The sequence below is a fragment of the Streptomyces sp. NPDC054975 genome, assembly GCF_053609105.1.
The window spans coordinates 164,028-180,273 of record NZ_JBSGWV010000004.1 but is presented as its reverse complement, the minus strand read 5'-3'; the positions used below and the strand labels follow the sequence as shown (position 1 = coordinate 180,273).

9 protein-coding genes are annotated in these 16,246 nt (G+C 69.3%); 7 read left to right on the top strand and 2 right to left on the bottom strand.

Translation table 11 applies throughout. From position 1 onward, the window contains the following. Positions 1–228 precede the first annotated feature (228 nt). From ACWF79_RS07320 to ACWF79_RS07305, 4 genes are all read left to right on the top strand, one after another. Positions 229–7,905, top strand: coding sequence for a golvesin C-terminal-like domain-containing protein (locus tag ACWF79_RS07320; RefSeq protein WP_453727195.1), 7,677 nt, complete (start codon positions 229–231; stop codon positions 7,903–7,905). 124 nt (positions 7,906–8,029) lie between these two features. Beyond that, positions 8,030–8,518, top strand: coding sequence for a hypothetical protein (locus ACWF79_RS07315; RefSeq protein ID WP_453727067.1), 489 nt, complete (start codon positions 8,030–8,032; stop codon positions 8,516–8,518). Between the two features lie 128 nt (positions 8,519–8,646). Beyond that, positions 8,647–9,192 (top strand): RNA polymerase sigma factor, encoded by a 546-nt coding sequence (locus ACWF79_RS07310; protein ID WP_453727066.1) that lies wholly within the window; start codon positions 8,647–8,649, stop codon positions 9,190–9,192. Then, positions 9,189–9,959 (top strand): hypothetical protein, encoded by a 771-nt coding sequence (locus tag ACWF79_RS07305; protein WP_453727065.1) that lies wholly within the window; start codon positions 9,189–9,191, stop codon positions 9,957–9,959. The genes ACWF79_RS07310 and ACWF79_RS07305 overlap by 4 nt, the downstream gene beginning before the upstream one ends. Positions 9,960–10,039: 80 nt before the next feature. Here ACWF79_RS07305 and ACWF79_RS07300 read toward each other — a convergent pair whose 3' ends face one another. Then, a complete protein-coding gene (locus ACWF79_RS07300; RefSeq protein ID WP_453727064.1) occupies positions 10,040–10,456 on the bottom strand; it encodes an organic hydroperoxide resistance protein in 417 nt (138 codons plus the stop codon). Between the two features lie 116 nt (positions 10,457–10,572). Between ACWF79_RS07300 and ACWF79_RS07295 the strand changes: the two genes are divergently transcribed. Together ACWF79_RS07295 and ACWF79_RS07290 are read left to right on the top strand one after the other, a co-directional pair. Then, a complete protein-coding gene (locus ACWF79_RS07295; RefSeq protein ID WP_453727063.1) occupies positions 10,573–11,067 on the top strand; it encodes a MarR family winged helix-turn-helix transcriptional regulator in 495 nt (164 codons plus the stop codon). A gap of 100 nt (positions 11,068–11,167) precedes the next feature. Further along, the gene (locus ACWF79_RS07290; protein ID WP_453727062.1) at positions 11,168–12,019 is read left to right on the top strand and encodes an aldo/keto reductase; all 852 of its coding nucleotides are present in this window, start codon (positions 11,168–11,170) and stop codon (positions 12,017–12,019) included. Positions 12,020–12,105: 86 nt separating this feature from the next. On the opposite strand, the gene ACWF79_RS07285 is transcribed toward ACWF79_RS07290, so the two are convergent. Next, entirely contained in the window at positions 12,106–12,726 is a 621-nt protein-coding gene (locus ACWF79_RS07285) for an NAD(P)H oxidoreductase (RefSeq protein WP_453727061.1), read from the bottom strand. Positions 12,727–12,934: 208 nt separating this feature from the next. Here ACWF79_RS07285 and ACWF79_RS07280 point away from each other — a divergent pair, with 208 nt between their 5' ends. After that, positions 12,935–16,234, top strand: a complete 3,300-nt coding sequence (locus ACWF79_RS07280; protein ID WP_453727060.1) for an AfsR/SARP family transcriptional regulator — start codon at positions 12,935–12,937, stop codon at positions 16,232–16,234. Positions 16,235–16,246 lie beyond the last annotated feature (12 nt).

The window sequence follows — 16,246 nt, the reverse complement described above, 5'->3', positions numbered from 1 at the left end:
ATCCCGGCTCCGTACATGACGGACGCGGCGAAGGTTCCGCAGTCGGTGACGGGTGGCACCTACAGCACGAAGGTCACGCAGAAGCTGTCCCGGGATGCTGAGGGCAAGGGCTGGAAGCTGACGGTCACGCCGGATGCGAAGTGGCTTGCGGCGAAGGAGCGTCAGTATCCGGTCGTGATCGATCCGACGATCACGATCACGCCGATCGCGTCGGTGTCCGAGGACACGATGGTCCTGTCGGATCAGCCGTCGGTGAACTTCAACAACACCTGGAAGCTGTCGGTCGGCAAGACGGACACGGGTATTGCCCGTTCGCTGATCAAGTTCCCGCTGAGTGAGATACCGGCGGGGGTGAAGGTTGATGCGGCGCGGCTGAGTCTGTATTACGACCAGGCGCACACCACCAACGGCAACGTGGTCGCTCTTGAGGCGCACCGGGCTACGGGGGCGTGGAGCGAGGCGGGTGCGACTCCCGCGACCTGGTCCAACACCAGTGCCCTGGTGGGCGAGCTCTCCGGTACCACGGTGTCCCTGGACGAGGGTGATGCCGGTACGGCGGCGGTCGGTGAGTGGCCGCGGTCGACGACGACCGGTGGCGCTGCGACCAACGACGATTTCGCTTACAACAAGAACGCGCTGACGGGTGAGTCGTACACCTGGCAGCCGAGGGTTCCGGAGACCGACAGCTACCGGGTGGATGTGCACTACCCGGCGGCGGCGGATGCGGCCACGGCCGCCCCGTACACGGTCACGCACAACGGCGGTACGAAGAATTACACGGTCAATCAGACCGGTACCGGTGGTGTGTGGAAGACGCTGGACGCGGCGGAGCTGAGCTTCGCCAAGGGCAATGCCGGGAAGATCGTCCTGGGTGACACGGGCTCGGCCACGACCCGCAACCTCGCCGACTCGGTGCGGCTGGTGAACCCGGCCGAGATCACCAAGGCCGCTTGGGACTACAACAAGTGGCATGACTTCCCCGTGGCCGACACGGTTCAGAAGTGGGTCTCCGGTACGGCGGCCAACCATGGTTTCGTGCTCAAGGCGAAGGACGAGTCGGGGACCGCGCCGACCGGTGGCCCGCGTTACGAGGCGGCCGACGGCAACACCTACGGCGGTGAGACCTCCACGTACCCGCGTCTGACGGTGACCTACGGCGCGGTGGGTACGTCGTTGAACTCTCCGACCGTGGTCCACTCCACGGGTCCGGAGCTGTCGTGGCCGGCGTATGCCAACACCAGTGGTGACACAGGCCTGGACATGGTGGAGTATCAGCTGCACCGTTCCACGCAGCAGGTGTTCACGCCGTCCGCGGCGACGCTGATCGCCCCGATCCCGTCGACGGCGACCGCCTACACGGACACGACGGCGGTGCCGACTCCGGACTCCAGCTCCAGTGAGATCGGGAAGTCGTACTACTACCAGCTTGCGGTCAAGGCGAAGAACGGGCAGGTCCTGGGGTCGCCGACGCGGATCGTGGGTATTCCGAAGGCCGGCCGGACGATGAGGATCATCCAGGCGGGTCAGGTCGACACGACGCTGTCCTCGCAGCAGCCGACCGTGAACCATGACGGTCTGGTCTCCGGCAAGGCGCAGACCTGGCTGAGCGTGGGTAACAACTCCGGTACCTACGGCAAGACCCGTGCTGCTTTGAAGTTCCCCACCACATCGATTCCCACCACCGCCACGGTGCTGGAGAACAAGATGTACATGTGGGGTGCGGAGACCACGAGCTCGACCAACGGTGCGATCTACGAACTCCACTCGCTGACCCGGGACTTCACCGAGACCCAGGCCACGTGGAACAACGCGAACTCGACCACGCCGTGGACCACCGCGGGCGGTGACTTCTCCGCCACGGTGTCCGACACCGTTCCGCAGATCACCGACGAGGTCGGCCGCCACTGGTGGGACGCGACCGGGCTGATGCAGTCCTGGGTCAAGACCCCGGCCAACAACAAGGGCGTCCTGGTCAAGCTGAAGGACGAGACCACCACCGGCCCGCAGGAGCGCACGATGTTCCTGTCGTCGGAGGCGCAGGACGTGCAGTTGCGTCCGTACATGCAGGTCATCTACGTCGACGCGACGACCGAGGACACGTACTACGCGCCGACGACTCCGGCGCGTATGACGCCGAACTCGCAGTACACGGTGGAGTTCACGGTCACCAACACGACCGCCGCCGCGTGGGTGGCGGGTGAGCGTCAGCTCTCCTACACCTGGAAGCTTCCCGACGGCACGGACGTGACCACGGGCGGCAACCAGCTTTCCACCGCGATCCCGGCCCTGCTGCCGGGCAAGTCGGCCACGATCCAGGCGCAGGTCAAGACGCCGATCAACTCCGACAACGGCAACAAGCGCAACGAGTACGTTCTTGGCTGGGACATCAGGAAGGTCGCCGACGGCACCTGGCTCTCCGCCGGCACCGGCGCCATCCCCTCGCTGAAGCAGAACGTGGCGGTCGAAGACCCGACCTCCAACCAGATCGGCCTGGAGAAGTTCTACGGCTACACCGGCAAGAACACCGGCGCCGGCGCCAGCCTGATGAACAACCTTTCCTCCGGCAACACCGTCTGGCAGTACAACGCGTTCAACAACCCCGGCCGGGGTCTGAACACGTTCTTCCGGATGGCCTACAACTCCCTGGACACCTCCGACACGGTCTCCGGTCACGGCTGGTCCATGCAGGCATCTGGGCCGATCCGGCTCGGGGCGCCGCTGGACTTCCACCCCAACCCCAACCCCACCGAGGTGCGCCTGCCCGACGGCGACGGCACCACCCACGTGTTCCGTTGGGACTCGGCCACGAGCTCGTGGAAGGCGCCGGCCGGTGTGCACTACAAGCTGGCCGCCAAGGCAGGTCTGGACTGCAAGCCCACCAAGGACCCGGTCCCGGACGCCTGGACGATGACCCGGCCGGACGGCAGCCGCTTCCTGTTCGGTTGCGACGGCTACCTGACCTCCACGATGGACAAGAACGGCAACACCATGCTGTTCACCTACGAGGAGCGGAAGTCCAACAACAAGCCGACCAAGTTCCTGACGTACATCACCGACCCGGCGTCGCGGCAGACGCTGACGGTGAACTACTTCAAGAAGGGTGACTCCTCCTACGAGTACGTGTCGAGCACCGGCACGATCGCCACGGGCTCGAACCTGACCAACTCCAAGATCTACGACCACATCAAGTCGGTCACCGACGTCTCCGGTCGTAAGATCAACTTCTGGTACACGGACAAGGGTCTGCTCGGCCAGCTCACCGACGGCGTCGGATCGACGCAGCCGAAGGTGTTCAAGTTCACCTACGACGCCACGCAGGGCAACAAGAACGTCAAGCTGGTGTCGGCCACCGACCCCCGGGGCAACGCCACCAAGCTGGACTACTACGCCCCGCAGGCCGGTGACGACCCGAAGTACCACTGGTGGACCAAGACCATCACGGACCGGCTGAACAACAACACGACGTTCGCCTACAAGGCGAACACGACGAACACGAAGTTCACCGACACCAAGGTCACCGACGCCGAGTCGCACGCCACGGACTACGTCCTGGACGACTTCGGCCGCCAGGTGAAGGCCACCAACGCCAAGTCCGAGACCGTGGACATGTCCTGGGACGCGGACAACAACGTCATCTTCATGAAGGACGCGAAGGGCGCCCAGACGACCTGGACGTACGACCCGAAGACCGGCAATCCGCTGACGATGAAGGACCCGGAGGCCAACAAGAACGGCACCGCGGGCACGGCCTACACGTACCAGACGCGGGCCGACGGCTTCTCGGCCGATCTGTTCACCAAGACCTCCCCGGAGGGCCGCAAGTGGCAATTCGGCTATGACTCCTTCGGCAACCTGAAGACGGTCACCGACCCCAAGGGTGCCGCCACCACGTCGGTTCCCGACGACTACACCACCAAGTACGACTACGACGTCCACGGGCAGTTGACCAAGGCCACCGACGCCAACGGCAACGCCACCGTCAACTCCGACTTCGACTTCATGGGCTACCCCAAGAAGATCACCGACGCGGAGAACCACGCGACCTCGTTCGTCTACGACGAGCGCGGTCAGGTCACCTCGGTGACCGACGCGCTGGGCACCACCACCACCCAGACCTATGACGTCTTCAAGCGTCCGCTGGTCAACAAGCTGCCCAAGGACCACCTGCTGGGGGTCTTCATCACCACCCCGGCCCCGGTGTACGACGCCAACGACAACGTCACCACCAGCACGGCCGCGGACGGCGTGGTGTCCACCGCGGTCTACGACTCCGCGGACCAGGTGACCGAGGCGACCGGCCCGGACAACAACCTGAGCGGTCGCACGACGCGCTACACCTACGACAAGGTCGGCAACCTCAAGACCACGACCGAGCCCAAGGGTGTGGCGACGACCTCCGTCCCGGACGACTACGTCACCACCAACACCTACGACGCGATCTACCAGCTCATGTCGGTGGTGAACGCCAAGGGCGAGAAGGTCTCCTACGAGTACGACAACGTCGGCAACCCGGTCACGGTCATCGACCCGAAGAAGAACGCCACCGCCGACACGACCGACTACACCACCAAGACCGAGTACGACCTCAACCACCGCGTGACCAAGGTCATCGACGCGGCGGGCAAGTACACCACCACCACGTACGACAAGGACTCCCTGGTCGTCGAGAGCACGGACAAGGAGGGCAACAAGTCCCAGGCCGTCTACGACGAGCGCGGAAAGGTCATCGAGCAGAAGGTTCCCTACGAGGGCACCACGGTCCGGTCGACCAAGTTCGAGTACGACCAGATGGGCAACAAGACCAAGGTGATCAGCCCGCGCGGCACCGCCACCGCGGCCGCGGACGACTTCACCAGCCGGACCGAGTACGACAAGCTCAACCGCCCGGTCAAGCAGTTCCAGCCCTACGACCCGGCGGACGGGCGCTACAACGACCCCAACGTCTACACCCAGACGACCTACGACGCGGTCGGCCGCACCTCGCGGGTCTCCGCGCCGCCGTCGGAGGGGCAGACGGTCCGTAACGACACCGACTACACCTACTTCGACAACGGCTGGACCAGGACGTCCACCGACCCGTGGGACATCGTCACCTCCTACGGCTACAACCAGACCGGTCAGCAGATCTCGCGCACCCTCACCTCCGCCGGCGGCTCCAGCTCGCGGACGCAGGGCTGGTCGTACTACCCCGACGGCAGCCTCCAGGCCCGCTCCGACGACGGCGTGCCGGTCGGCGCCCACGTGGTCGTGGCGGACAACTCCGACACCCAGACCGTCTCGGCGACCGGCACCTGGGCCACGGCTTCGGCCACCGGCCAGCAGGGCTACGACCACCGCACCCATGCGGCGGGGGCGTCGACGGACACGTTCACCTGGACCCTGAACGTTCCGCAGGACGGCACCTACACCGCCTACGCGAAGTACCCGACGACCTCGGGCGCCTCGACGGCGGCGAAGTACACCGTCACCCACGACGGCGGCACCACCGACAAGGCGGTCAACCAGACCACCGGTGGCGGCAGCTGGGTCTCGCTGGGCTCGTTCGCCTTCAAGCAGGGGAACACGTCCAAGATCACCCTGGCGACCGACGCCTCCGGCAAGGTCGTCGCCGACGCGGTGAAGCTCGTCCGCCAGGTCACCGAGACGGACAACGAGAAGAAGGACTTCACCTACTCGTACGACCTCAACGGCAACCTGACCTCGATCACGGACGGCTCCTCGGGCACCAAGATCGACAAGTACACGATGACCTACACCGACCTCAACCAGGTCCAGAAGGTCAGCGAGTCCCTGGCCGGCGTGGAGAAGAAGGCCACGTCGTTCACCTACGACGCCAACGGCCAGAAGGCGACGACGAGCCACCCCGACCAGTACGCGACGTACATCTACGACCTGCGTGAGCTGGTCAAGACGGTGAAGGTCGGCAAGTCCGTCTCGGACACCTCGCCGAAGGTCACCGACTACACCTACACCGACCGCGGCCAGCGGCTGAAGGAGACCAAGGCCAACGGCAACACGGTCGACTACACCTACTACCTGAACGGCGCGCTCAAGACCCAGAGCGAGAAGAAGCCGAACGCCACCCTGGTCTCGTCGCACACCTACGCCTACGACGCCAACGGCAACCAGGCGCAGGACGTCGCGTCCAAGATGAACGCCGACAACCACGGCGCGTACCTGAACTCCACCACGAACTACACCTACGACCCGGTCAACCGGCTCGCCCAGTCCGTGAAGACGGGCAGCGCCGCGGGCACCGAGACCTACGTCCACGACGACAACGCCAATGTCGTCAGCCAGACGATCAAGAACGTCACGACCAACTACACGTACGACCGCAACCGGCTCCTCAGCTCGAACATCGGCGCCGCGACCAACAACTACAACTACGACCCGTACGGACGGCTGGACACGGTCGTCGCCGGCGGCAAGGTGGCCGAGGACCGGGACTACGACGGCTTCGACCACGTGGTCAAGAACTCCAAGCTGCAGGCCGACGGGGTCACGAAGAAGTCCACGACCTACGTCTTCGACCCCCTGGACCGCACGGCGTCCAAGACGGACGCCGACGGCAAGACCACCGACTTCAACTACCTCGGTACTTCCACGGAGGTGCTCAACGAGGCCGTCGCCGGCCAGGTCACCAAGTCCTACCAGTACAGCCCGTGGGGCGAACGCCTGACGCAGCTGAAGCGCAACACCGACGGCTCCGAGGAGCTCGGCGTCTACGGCTACAACAGCCACACCGACGTCGAAACCCTCACCGACAGCAGCGGTGACACCAAGTCCACCTACGGCTACACCGCCTACGGCAACAACAACGACGCCGAGTTCACCGGCATCGACAAGCCCGACACCGCCCAGCCCGACAAGGAGGCGTACAACCCCTACCGCTACAACGCCAAGCGCTGGGACTCCGCGAGCGGCACCTACGACATGGGCTTCCGCGACTACAGCCCCGGCCTGAACCGCTTCACCAGCCGGGACATGTACAACGGTGCCCTGGCGGACATGCGGCTGGGATCGGATCCCTTCACCGGGAACCGCTACGCCTTCACCGGCGGCAACCCGATCAGCGGCGTCGAGATCGACGGTCACTGGAGCGACTGGTGCGAAGGGGGCAACTTCTGCCCCTGGGACGACAACTTCGCCAACGCCTGGGTCGGTACCGTCACGACGGTCGCCGACACGCTTGCCAGCCCCGTGATCGCCGCGGAGCCGCTTCTCCGGGACCAGTGCCCCTCCTGCTTCGGAACCCCCGGCAACCCCAACGGTGTGGACCTGGGATTCGAATGGGTCTCGGGCAGCGGCCCCAAGAAGCGTGACTTCGGCGGAAACGACGCCTTCACGCAGTCACTCATGGACCACTACCACGTCCAGCGCGTGCGGGAGATCGCGACCGACAACATCAACGGCGGAAACTACAATCTGGGCGCGACCGTCTCCCAGTACGTGGACAAGGACACGGGCCGCGTGGAGAACAACGGCCTGAATCACTCGCTGTCCACCAAGACCCTCTACATGGACTTCACGACGAACATGTCCGCGGCGTTCCTTGGTTCGTACAACATGGACTACACCGTGAAGACCATCGACAAGGAGGCCGGGACGGCGACCATCCAGTTCCATGTGACCAACAAGAGCACCATGAACTCCGGAACGCATATCGCCCCGGAGCTCGGCGGGTACAGCGATTGGTGGAGCGAGAACATCGGCGATCCTCTCAACGACTACTACTCCACGGGGCGTTTCGCCACGAAGGAGCAGGAGATCACCTGGACGGAGACGGTCGACCTTGCCGACCCCAAGGCTCCGTCGCAGTCGTCGTCGACGTCCTCATCGTCGTCGGGAGACTCGGGTGGCTTCCTCGACTCCGTGACAAGTTGGCTGGGCAGCCTCTTCTGACGGCAGCCTGACGCCCATGCTCCCCGCCGGTCGTCCGGCCGGGAGGCGCCCTGAGAACGGCGGGTCCGCCCCCAGGAATCCCTGGGGGCGGGCCCGCCGCCCGGAACCACTGAAAGCAGATGGCGTGAAGCCCGACGTATTTCGCATCAGTGCAAGCCTTGCTGCTGCCACCTTGACAGTGCTCGCCTCGACCGCCTGCGGGCCGACCGGGCCCGCCCGCGTCTTTCCGAAGGCCGTGCAGAATTCCGAACTGGTCGGTCGGTGGGACGGAGGGCCGGAATGCAGGGAACCGCTTCCCGTCATTCGACTGCGTGACGACCAAGGCTTCTCGGTCAAGGATTTTCCGATCGAATGGGCCGGCCCCGGCCCGGACGACGACAAGGTGACGCGCCTCACGGTCGACGGGAAATGGCATGCGGTCAACAAGGACCCTGGACTGAAGCCCTATCTGGTGCTTCGTTTCGAGAAGAGGAACGACCACAGGTCTCTGGGGTTCTACGTGGAGAACGGAGAGCTGCGGATGAGCGGGCGTGTCCCGGAGTACGGGGAGCCCGAGGGCGGCTACTCGTGCACCTACAAGCGCACGTCCACCGACCCCGAATCCGGCCTGTAGGGGGTCTGGCCGCTCGGCGACGTTCGGCGCCTGGCGCCGTCACGGGGGACGGCCGACGGCCGACGACTGGCAACCGCGTAGGGTGATGCGCCGGACAGCGTGACGCGGGAAGACCAGAGGAAGATCATTTGAGGGCGGACGACGCCACTCTGCAGCATGCGGTCGAGCGTGCGCGGAACGGTGACGACGCGGCGTTCGCCGAGGTGTACCGGATCGTGCAGCCCGGGATTCTGGGGTACCTGCGCGGGCTCGTCGGCGACTCCGCCGAGGACGTGGCCTCCGACGCCTGGCTCGAGATAGCCCGCGACCTGGGGCGATTCCGGGGAGACGGAGCGGGGTTCCGCGGCTGGACCGCGACCATTGCCCGCAACCGGGCCATGGACCACCTGCGGCGACTGCGCTCGCGGCCGTTCACGGCCCCGTTCGAACAGCACATGCTTGATCTGCCCGCCCCGCGGGAGACAGCCGGCGAGGCCCATGAGGCGATGTCCACCGCCGAGGCGCTGGCCCTGGTCACGGCGCTCCCCCCGGACCAGGCCGAGGCGGTGCTGCTGCGGGTGGTGATCGGGCTCGATGGGCCCGCGGCGGCCCGGGTGCTGGGCAAGCGCGTGGGAGCGGTACGCTCCGCCGCGCACCGCGGACTGAAGCGGCTTGCGAAGGAATTGCTGGGATGAGTGCTGAAAACAGTGGGCGGGAACACGACGAGGTCGAGGCGGCGCTGGCCGCTGCCCTGCGCCCCAGGGACGTGGACGACGCCTCCACCCGGGCCGCCGTCGCCGCGTTCCGTACCGCCCGCGACGCGGGCCTGCACGAGTCTCGGCGCACCGGACGCCGTGAGGACTGGCGTCCCGCGACGGAACGCGGCATGGGGCGTTCGCTGAAAAGCGCACTCGCGGCCCTGGCCGCGAGCCTGACCCTGGGCGGCGTGGCGTTCGCCGCCGTCGCGTCGCACGACCCCTCCGACGGGACCGAGACCCCCGAACCTGAACCCCGCAGCAGCACCTCTGCTCCGCTGCCGTCGAAGCAACCTGAGATCCCGCCGTTCGAGTCCCCGGGATCAAGCTCGCCGACCCCTCACACAGCCCCGACGACACCGCGCGTTCCCGGCATTCCGACCTCCAGGGTTCCCCGCGATCCGGCCCACGTGCCCTGGTCGAACGAGGCCCTCTGCCGCGCGTACGAGAATTCCCTGGGCAGGGGCAAAGCCATGGAGGCCGCGGCCTGGAAGCGCCTGGTCGACGCCGCCGACGGCAAGGATGTCGCGACCTACTGCGACTCCCTCCCGACGCCCGCGGCCCCCGGCTCCCCCGAGGCCTCCGCGAACGGGCGCTCCGCCACCAAGACCCCCTTCGGTACCCATGCGGACCCCGCGACGGGTCGGTCGGACGACCATCCGCCCGCGCCCGCGGCGGACGCGACGGCCGACGGGCAGGGGCGCTGACCACGGCTCGGCAGCCCCGGGACATGGCCGAGGGCCCGTACGCGTAGGGATGCGTACGGGCCCTCGGCCGTGAGCAGGTACTACTCGACGACGAGCTCGACCTGGATGTTGCCGCGGGTGGCCTTGGAGTACGGGCAGAACGCGTGGGTCTTCTCCAGCAGCTCGCGGCCCGGCTCGCCCTGGAGGTGGTCCGGGAACTCGGCGCGCATGACGACCGCGAGGCCGAAGCCGCCGTCCGTCTCGTCCTTGCCGATGGAGACCTCGGCGGTGATCGAGGCGTCCGTGATGTCGATCTTCTCCTGGCGCGCCACGACGCCCATCGCGCTCGCGAAGCAGGCCGCGTACCCGGCGGCGAAGAGCTGCTCGGGGTTGGTGCCCTGACCGTTGCCGCCGAGCGCCTGGGGGTGGGCGAGGGGGAGGTCGATGTGGCCGTCGGAGCTGACGGCGCGGCCTTCGCGGCCGTTGGCGGTGGCGACGGCGGTGTAGATCGCGTTCATGGGGGTCCTCGTTCCGTTCCGAGTGCGGTGCGGTCGGTGTCTGCGGTAAACCGTAGCGTGCAATTCAATTGTGCACAACTCAATCGCTCGTGAGGCGGGTCCCGTACCCTGGAGCCATGGAGACGCTCGACACGACCGCCGACACGAACCGGGACGCGGACTTCCTGCGGCTCGACCACCAGATCTGCTTCTCGCTGCACGCCGCGACCCGCGCCTTCAACGGCGTCTACCGCGCCGCGCTCAAGGAGCTCGGGCTCACCTACCCCCAGTACCTGGTCATGCTGGTGCTCTGGGAGCACCACGAGCTGCCGGTCAAGCGGATCGGCGAGCACCTGCGCCTGGACTCCGGGACGCTGTCGCCGCTGCTCAAGCGGCTGGAGGCGGCCGGCTACGTCGAGCGGCGGCGCAGCCCCGAGGACGAGCGCTCGGTCACCGCGCGCCCCACCGAGGCCGGGACCGCGCTGCGGGAGAAGGCCCTCGACGTACCGAAGCGGATCGCCGCCGCGACCGGCCTGGACCTGGACGAGATCCGCGGCCTGCGCACCCAGCTCAACGCCCTGGCCACCCGCCTCGACGCCGCCGACCCGGACGCCCTGGGGGGCCTGGCGTAGGCGTGGGGGGAGCGGGCCGGGTCCTCGTCGGGGTGCGGGTGGCGTCCGGGTGCGGGAGCGTGGCCGGGTAGGCCGACCGCCCGCACCGAATGGAAGACCGATGGAGTACGTCAGCCTGAACAACGGCGTTCGGATGCCGATCCTCGGCTTCGGCGTCTACCAGATTCCGCCGGAGCGGACCGAGCAGGCCGTCACCGACGCCCTCGCCCTCGGATACCGGCTGCTCGACACGGCCGCCACGTACGGGAACGAGGAGGCCGTCGGCCGCGCGATCAAGAGCAGTGGCATTCCGCGCGAGGAGCTGTTCGTCACCACCAAGCTCTGGGTCCAGGACGCACCCGCGCAGGAGAACGCCGAGCGCGCCTTCGACGCCTCCCTGGCCAGGCTCGGCCTGGACCACGTGGACCTGTATCTGATGCACCAGCCCTACGGCGACGTGTACGGACAGTGGCGGGCGATGGAGAAGGTGAACCGTGAGGGCCGGGCCAGGGCGATCGGTGTCGCCAACTTCTACCCCGACCGGCTCCTCGACCTCCTCCTCAACAACGAGGTCACGCCGGCCGTCGACCAGATCGAGACCCACCCGTTCTTCCAGCGCGCCGCCGACCAGGCGCTCATGCGCGTGCACGGGGTGCAGATCCAGTCGTGGGGCGGGTTCGCCGAGGGCCGGAACGGCCTGTTCACCCACCCCCTCCTCGGCGGGATCGGCGCCGAGTACGGCAAGTCCGTGGCCCAGGTCGTCCTCCGCTGGCTGATCCAGCGCGGTGTCGTCGCCATCCCCAAGTCGGTCCACGCCGACCGCATGGCGGAGAACTTCGCCGTCTTCGACTTCGCGCTCACCGACGACCAGATGGCGGCGATCGCCGCCCTCGACGACGGCCGCTCGCTCTTCTTCGACCACCGCGACCCGGCCGCCGTGGCCCGGCTCAGCACGGTCCGGGTGGACACCTGAGCCGATGACGACCGGGGGAGACCCCCGTCACCGGGTGCCCGGGGCGCGCCCAGTGGGGTTCGGCCGCCGGCTCCGGGCTGCCGTGGTCATCGCGACAGCGCTCCTTCCAGGGCGGCGCCTGCCTCGGCGAGCAGTTTCCGTACCCGCTCCGGGCGCTGGTCCTTCGGCACACCGGAGAGTTCGGTGCCGTGGACGATCCGTACGGACGAGTCCACGATGCCGCAGTACTCGGAGACACCGACGCGCAGTTGGTGGTCGAGGACGGTGTCCAGACCCAGCTTCTCGATCTCCTCCTGGGGGCCGCCCATCAGGGCGAGCCACACCATTTTCTTGCCGGCCAGGCGCGGCTTGCTGCGGCCGTAGGCGAAGCCGTAGTTCCACACCCGGTCGATCCAGCCCTTCATCACGGCGGGCGGCGCCATCCACCAGACCGGGAAGACGACCACGATGTCGTCGGCGGCCAGGACGCGGTCCATGTGGGCGTGGACCTCGGGGCTGTACACCTTCTCGCGGTCCTCCCAGTCCGGTTCGTCGGCCTGACGCAGGACGGGGTCGAACTCCTCGGCGTACAGGTCGAGTACGTCGACGGTGCCGCCCGCACCGGTCAGCCGGTCGTGGACGAGCGTGGCGACCTGGGCGGTCAGCGAGTCGGGGCGGGGGTGGGCGTGGACGAGGAGGGTGTGGCGGGGGCGGCGGGCGTCGGTCATGAGGAGTTCCTTGGGGGAAGGGAGGGAGGGGGGATCGGTTCAGGGGGCGGGGCCGGGGCCGCCGCTCGCGTCGAGGGGCGTGCTGTTCGACGGGGACGACTCTGCGCGCCGACGGTTCGGGTTCGGCCCGGGACGTGTTCGGGTCCGGTTCGGGTCTCGTTCGGCTGGGCCGACGTCCCTGCTCAGAGGGGGGGTTACGGTGGGCGGCATGCGATTCGCGGTGCTGGGGGAGACGGCCGTACGGACCGAGGACGGGCGGGTCGTCCGGGTCCCGGAGCTGAAGGTGCGGGCGCTGCTCGCCTCGTTGCTCGTCGACCCGTCGCGGCCCGTGGCCACGCACCGGCTCGTGGACGACCTGTGGGGCGAAGAGCCGCCCGGCAACCCGGTGCGGTCCCTCCAGGCCAAGGTGTCCCAGCTCCGCCGCGTCCTGGAGGAGGCCGAGCCCGGCGGCCGCGACCTCGTCGTGTCGAGGGCGTCTGGGTACCAACTGGTTCTGCCGGACGAGGCGTTGGACGCGCACCGCTTCACGGCGCTGGCGGCACGCGCGCGTACCGTGGCGGAACCGGCGCGGCGTGCGGCGCTCTTCGCCGAGGCGCTGGAGCTGTGGCGGGGCCCCGCGTTCGCGGACTTCGCGCACGAACCGTTCACCAGGGCGGCCGTGAACGGGCTGGAGGAGGAGCGGCTCGTCGTACGCGAGGAGGCGGCCGAGGCGCGCCTTGAGGCGGGCGAACACGCGTTGCTCGTCGGTGAGCTGGCGGAGCTGGTCGCCCAGCACCCCCTCCGCGAGCGCCTGCGCGCGGCCCACCTCCGCGCCCTCTACCGCTCGGGCCGCCAGAGCGAGGCCCTGGCCGGCTACGAGTCCTTCCGCACCCACCTCGCCGAATCCCTCGGCCTGGACCCGAGCCCCGAACTGGCCGCCCTCCAACGGGCGATGCTCCAACAGGATCCGGCACTCGGAGTGTCGGGTGCGCCGGGAGGCGCCGGGCACGGGGCGGTGTCGGTACGTGGCCGGGAGCCGGGCGTCGAGCCGGCGTCCGGGCCCGAGCCGGCGTCCGGGCCCGCGCCCCTGCCGTCCCCCAAAGGCGCGCCGGGGCAGGACGCGCGGGGGAATCTGCCCGCGCCGGTTGGGGGGTTGGTGGGGCGGGAGGAGGCCGTCGGGGAGGTGGGCCGGCTGGTGGGGGCGCGGCGGCTCGTGACGCTCACCGGGCCCGGCGGGGTCGGCAAGACGCGGCTCGCGGTGGAGGCGGCGCGGCAGGTGCGCGGGCAGTTCGCCGACGGTGCGTGGCTCGTCGAGCTGGCCGGCGCCCGGGGCGAGTTGGCCGAAGTCGTCGCTGCCGCGCTGGAGTTGCGTGACGACGGCGTTCGGGGGCTGCACCCCGAAGGCCCCAGGTTCGGAGCGCAGCGGCTCGCCGGTGTCCTGCGCGGCAAGCGGACGCTGCTCGTCCTCGACAACTGCGAGCATGTGATCGACGAGGCCGCCGAGCTCGTCGCGCTGTTGCTCCGTACCGCGCCCGACCTTGTCGTACTGACGACCAGCCAGGAGCCGTTGGCCCTCGCCGGTGAGACCCTCTGGGCCGTTCCCCCGCTCGCACCCGACAGCGCCGTCGAGCTGTTCACCGCCCGCGCGGCCGCCGCCGCGCCCGGTCTCGCCCTCGACGCGGCGGGCCGCGCCGCCGTGGAGGCCGTCTGCCGCCGCCTCGACGGCCTCCCGCTCGCCCTCGAACTCGCCGCCACCCGCGTCCGCGCCCTCGGCGTCCACCTGCTCCTCGAACGGCTCGACGACCGGTTCCGGCTGCTCAGCGCCGGACAGCGGGGCGCGCCCGCCCGCCAGCAGACCCTGCGCGCGGTGATCGACTGGAGCTGGGAGCTGCTGTCCGAGCCCGAACGGACCGTCCTGCGGCGCCTCGCCGTGCACGCCGAAGGCTGCACCCTGGACGCCGCCGAAAAGGTCTGCGGCGGCGACGAGATCGCGGTCGCGGACGTACTCGACCTGCTCGCACGGCTCGTGGACCGTTCCCTCGTCGTGGTCGTCGACGGCAAGGACGGACCGCGCTACCGGCTGCTGGAATCCGTCGCCGCGTACTGCCTGGAACAGATGGCGGAGGCCGGCGAGACCGACGCCGTACGAGGGCGCCACCTCGCGTACTACACGCGCCTCGCCCGCATCGCCGAACCCGGACTGCGCGGGCACGGGCAGCAGGAGTGGCTGGCGCGCCTCGACGCCGAGAGCGCCAACCTGCGCGCCGCCCTTGATCGGGCCGTGGCGGAGGGTGCGGCGGCCGAAGCGCTCGGGATCGTGGACGCCCTGGCCTGGTACTGGGTCCTGCGGGGGCGGCTCGGTGAGGCGATCCGTTCGGCCATGGCCGCGCTGGGGACCGTCGGGGGCGACCCCGCGCTCCGAGCCCGCGTCGAGGTGTGGCGGACCGGTCTGACCGTCATGAGCGGCGACGGTACGGACCGCCGGCGGAGGATCACCGCCGCCCTCGCGGCGCACGACGCCGCGACCGGCCGCCCCGCCCCCTGGCCGCGCTGGTTCCTGGCCCACGCGCTGTGCGGGACCGGCGGCCGCACCGAGGGCGAGGCGCTCACCGGGGAGGCTCTCGACGGGTTCCGGGCCGAGGGTGACCGCTGGGGCGAGGCGGCGGCGCAGGCGGACCGGTCCGTGCAGCGGCTCCTCAAGGGCGACCTGGCCGGGGCGGAGGCGGACGCGGCTTCGGCCGCCGAGCTGTTCGGGCGGCTCGGCGACGCGTGCGGAGGGCTCTGGTCCGTTCATCCGCTGGCCACGGTGGCGGAGGTGGGTGGCGCGTACGAGCGGGCCGCGCGGCTCAAGCGGGCCGGTCTGGAGACCGCCGAGCGCTTCGGGCTCACGGCCGAGGTGCCCGACCTGCTGTCGGGGCTCGGCCGGACCGCGCTGCTCATGGGGGACCTGGCGCAGGCCCGCGCGTACCACCGGGCGGGGCGGGAGAAGGCGATCGAGGTCGGCTTCCGGGCGGGCGAGATCAACGCGGTCCTCGGCCTCGGGCTCGGCGCCCGTCGCGAGGGCCTGCTCGCGGAGGCCGAGGGGCACCTGCGGGAGGCCCTCGACTGGCACAGGCGCGTCGGGCTCGACGGCGCCAACGCGCTGATCCTCGCGGAGCTGGGTTTCGTGGCGGAGCTGCGGGGCGACGGCGCGGGGGCGCTCGCGCTGCACGAGGAGGGGTACGCGACGGCGCTGACGACCGGGGATCCGCGGGCGGTGGCGCCGGCGCTGGAGGGGCTGGCGGGAGCGGTGGCCTTGGCCGGCCGCGCCGAGGGGGCGGGCCTTCTGCTGGGCGCCGCCGCCGTGCTGCGGTCCTCCACGGGGGCGCCGTTGCCTGCGGGCGAGCGGGGGGATGTGGACCGGGTGGAGGCGGTCGTACGCGCCGCGCTGGGGGACGAGGCGTTCGCGGCGGCCCTTGCCCGAGGGGCCGGCCTTGGGCCGGAGGCGGTCGTGCGCGAGGCGGGGATCACCGGGGGAGCGGCCTCGTAGCGGGAGCCGGCC

What these genes read in the sequence shown, in the direction of transcription:
- ACWF79_RS07320 (WP_453727195.1), top strand. Translation starts at nt 229, where the DNA reads ATGGTCCTGTCGGATCAGCCGTCGGTGAACTTCAACAACACCTGGAAG.
- ACWF79_RS07305 (WP_453727065.1), top strand. Translation starts at nt 9,189, where the DNA reads ATGAGTGCTGAAAACAGTGGGCGGGAACACGACGAGGTCGAGGCGGCG.
- ACWF79_RS07300 (WP_453727064.1), bottom strand. Translation starts at nt 10,456, where the DNA reads ATGAACGCGATCTACACCGCCGTCGCCACCGCCAACGGCCGCGAAGGC.
- ACWF79_RS07295 (WP_453727063.1), top strand. Translation starts at nt 10,573, where the DNA reads ATGGAGACGCTCGACACGACCGCCGACACGAACCGGGACGCGGACTTC.
- ACWF79_RS07290 (WP_453727062.1), top strand. Translation starts at nt 11,168, where the DNA reads ATGGAGTACGTCAGCCTGAACAACGGCGTTCGGATGCCGATCCTCGGC.
- ACWF79_RS07285 (WP_453727061.1), bottom strand. Translation starts at nt 12,726, where the DNA reads ATGACCGACGCCCGCCGCCCCCGCCACACCCTCCTCGTCCACGCCCAC.
- ACWF79_RS07280 (WP_453727060.1), top strand. Translation starts at nt 12,935, where the DNA reads ATGCGATTCGCGGTGCTGGGGGAGACGGCCGTACGGACCGAGGACGGG.